This window comes from Micrococcus sp. APC 4021 (genome assembly GCF_030407635.1).
GTDB lineage: Bacteria > Actinomycetota > Actinomycetes > Actinomycetales > Micrococcaceae > Micrococcus > Micrococcus luteus.
In genome coordinates this window covers 1-2,894 of record NZ_JASDCZ010000178.1, presented here as the reverse complement: position 1 = coordinate 2,894, position 2,894 = coordinate 1, and the positions used below count along the sequence as shown (strand labels likewise).

At 77.1% G+C, this 2,894-nt stretch carries 3 protein-coding genes; all 3 read left to right on the top strand.

Annotated elements, in window-relative coordinates; translation table 11 throughout:
- Positions 1–642 (top strand): TetR/AcrR family transcriptional regulator (locus QL983_RS10880; RefSeq protein ID WP_135040461.1); only part of this gene is annotated, 642 nt, incomplete at its 5' end.
- A gap of 120 nt (positions 643–762) precedes the next feature.
- Complete coding sequence (locus QL983_RS10875; protein ID WP_002854967.1) at positions 763–987, top strand: DUF3107 domain-containing protein; 225 nt, start codon at positions 763–765, stop codon at positions 985–987.
- Positions 988–1,057: 70 nt separating this feature from the next.
- The gene (locus QL983_RS10870; protein WP_290152974.1) at positions 1,058–2,623 is read left to right on the top strand and encodes an RNB domain-containing ribonuclease; all 1,566 of its coding nucleotides are present in this window, start codon (positions 1,058–1,060) and stop codon (positions 2,621–2,623) included.
- Positions 2,624–2,894: the final 271 nt, after the last annotated feature.

The following is a 2,894-nucleotide window of genomic DNA, read 5'->3' as shown; positions in this document are numbered from 1 at the left end:
GCCGCCACCGCGCCCGACGAGCCCGGGCGAGGCCGTCGTCTGCCCCGGCACGAGCGTCGCCGCCAGCTGCTGGACTGCGCCCGCGCGGTCTTCGCCGCCGAGCGGTACGCGGGGGCCTCCATGGAGCAGATCGCCGAGCGGGCCGAGGTCTCCAAGCCGGTCCTCTACCAGCACTTCCCCAGCAAGCACGAGCTCTTCCTCGAGCTGTTGGACGCCGAGGTCGCGAGCCTGCGCGCGCTCCTCGAGGCGGCGATGGACACCCGCCGGGACAACCGCGAACGGGTGCGGGCCACCGTCGCCGCCGTGTTCGAGTACATGGCCTCCCCCGAGCGGACCCACCGCCTCATCTTCGACTCCGGCATCGACGCGGACCCGGAGGTGCGCACGCGCAGCGAGGCCGTCCACCGGCTGCTCTCCTCCGAGGTCGCGCGCACCATCCGCGCGGACACCACCGTAGCCGAGGCCGAGGCCGAGGTGCTCTCCCGCGGACTCGTCGGCTATCTCCTGGGCGCCGCCCGCCACTGGGCGGACCGGCTCGACGCCGACGCCCGCCCCGCCGCCGCCGAGATGGCCCGCACGGTGGACGCGCTCGTCTGGCGCGGCCTCGCCTCGCTGCCCTCCGCGGACGACGCGCCGCGCTGACCCGGCCGTCCGGCCCGTTTCGCCCGCGGGTGAACCTCGTGGGCGCCCGTCCACCCCGCCGAGCGGTCCCGTAGGCTGACGGCGGACCGCACAGGACGCGACGAAGAGAAGAGGTTCCCCATGGAGATCCGCATCGGTGTGCAGCACGTCGGCCGCGAGGTCGTCATCGACAGCGAGCAGTCGGCGGACGAGGTCCGCTCCCTCGTGGACGCCGCCGTCGCCGACGGCACCCCGCTGGTCCTGGCGGACGCCAAGGGCCGCCAGGTGGTCGTCCCCGGCGACCGCATCGGCTTCGTGGAGATCGGCGCGAAGAAGTCGGGCCCGCTCGGGTTCGCCGCCTCCTGACCCGCCCCGCACGCCCCGGTGATCCGCCGGGGCGTGCGTCGTCTCGGCCCCCTTGCCCAGGAGCATCGCCATGTCCTCCCACGCCCTCGGCCTCCGCGGCCCTGCCGACCCGGCCCTGCTCGAGCGCCTCGCCGCCCTGCGGACGGAGCTCGAGCTGCCGTCGGCCTTCCCCACCCCCGTCCTGGCCGAGGCGGAGGCGGCCGCGCATGGGGTGCACGTGGGCCTGGCCGGGAGCCCGGACCACGCGGACCGCACGGCCCTGCCGTTCGTCACCGTGGACCCCGCCGGCGCCACGGACCTGGACCAGGCCCTGCTCCTGACCCCCTCCGACGACGACGGCATCCTGGTCCGCTACGCGATCGCGGACGTGCCCGCCTTCGTGGCACCGGGCGGCGCCGTGGACGCCGAGGCCCGCCGCCGCGGCCAGACCGTCTACCTGCCCGACGGCCGGGTCCCCCTGCACCCGGAGGTGTTGAGCGAGGACGCCGCCTCCCTGCTGCCGGACCGCGAGCGCCCGGCGTTCGTGTGGACGTTCCTGCTGGACGCCGCGGGCGCCGTCGTCGAGACCGGCCTCGAACGCGCCCGCGTCCGCTCCCGGGCGCAGCTGACGTACGGGCAGGTGCAGGCCTTCCTCGACGCTCGGCCGGGGGCGCAGGCGCCGGCGACGCCGCGTCCCGGGGTCACCGACGCGGACCGGGCCGCCGCCGAGGGGTGGCCGGCCGAGGTGCGCGACTCGCTGGCGCTGCTGCCGGAGGTGGGCCGACGGCGGGCCGCGCAGGAGGCCGCCCGCGGCGGCGCCTCCCTGAACCTGCCGGACCAGGAGGTCCTTGCCACCGAGGACGGGGCGCACGAGCTCGTGCACCGGGCGCCGCTGCCGGCGGAGGAGCACAACGCCCAGCTCTCCCTGCTGACCGGCATGGCCGCGGCCGAGCTGATGCTGGCCGCCGGGGTCGGGATCCTGCGCACGATGCCGGCACCGGACGCCGACGCCGTCGCCGCCTTCCGAGAGCGCACGCGCGCCCTGGGCGTCCCGTGGGACGAGGGCCAGGACTACGGCGCCTACCTGCGTTCCCTCGACCCGGCCGACGCACGGCACCTGGCGGTGCTGCATGCGGCGACCGGGCTGTTCCGCGGCGCCGGGTACACGGCCTTCGACGCGCAGGCCGAGGACCCGGCCCTGCGCACGCCGCCGGCCGAACCGGCCCAGGCCGCGCTCGCCGCCCCCTACGCCCACGCCACCGCTCCCCTGCGCCGGCTCGTGGACCGCTTCGTCCTGGCCCTGTGCCACGCCCACGCCTCCGGCGCCCCCGCCCCCGCGTGGGTCCGCAGCGCCCTGCCCGAGCTGCCCGCCCTCATGGCGGACTCGTCGCGCCGGGCCTCGGCCGCGAGCCGGACAGCGGCGGACCTCGTGGAGGCGGCGGCGCTCGAGTCTCGCGTCGGCGCGGAGCTCGAGGGGATCGCGGTGCGCGAGGCGAAGGACGGCACGGAGGTGTGGCTGCTCGACCCGGCCGTGAGCCTGCGGGTGCCGGGCAGCGTCCCGGCGGGCACCCGGGTGCGCGTGCGGATCGAGGGCGTGGACCGCGCCTCGGGTGCGATCACGGCCGCGGGGGTAGACTGGTCGCACAGCTCACGCTGACCCAGGATGACCGGTCGCTCTCTGATCACCCTGACCCGCCGCCCGCGCCCCTGACGCCCGGGACGGCACCATGACCTGCCGGATCCGGCACGGCCCGCCTCGCACGGCGCGCCCGGCCCGGTTCCACGGGGCGCCGCCCGTCGGCCGCTCCGCGTGCTTGCCTCGCGATCGGCTTCCGCTTGAACCGCGCGCACGGCGGAGCCGGGCCTTCCGCCCGCCGTGACGACGCCCGACCAGGAACGCGAGTCGCCATGACCCAGAACTCCGAGCA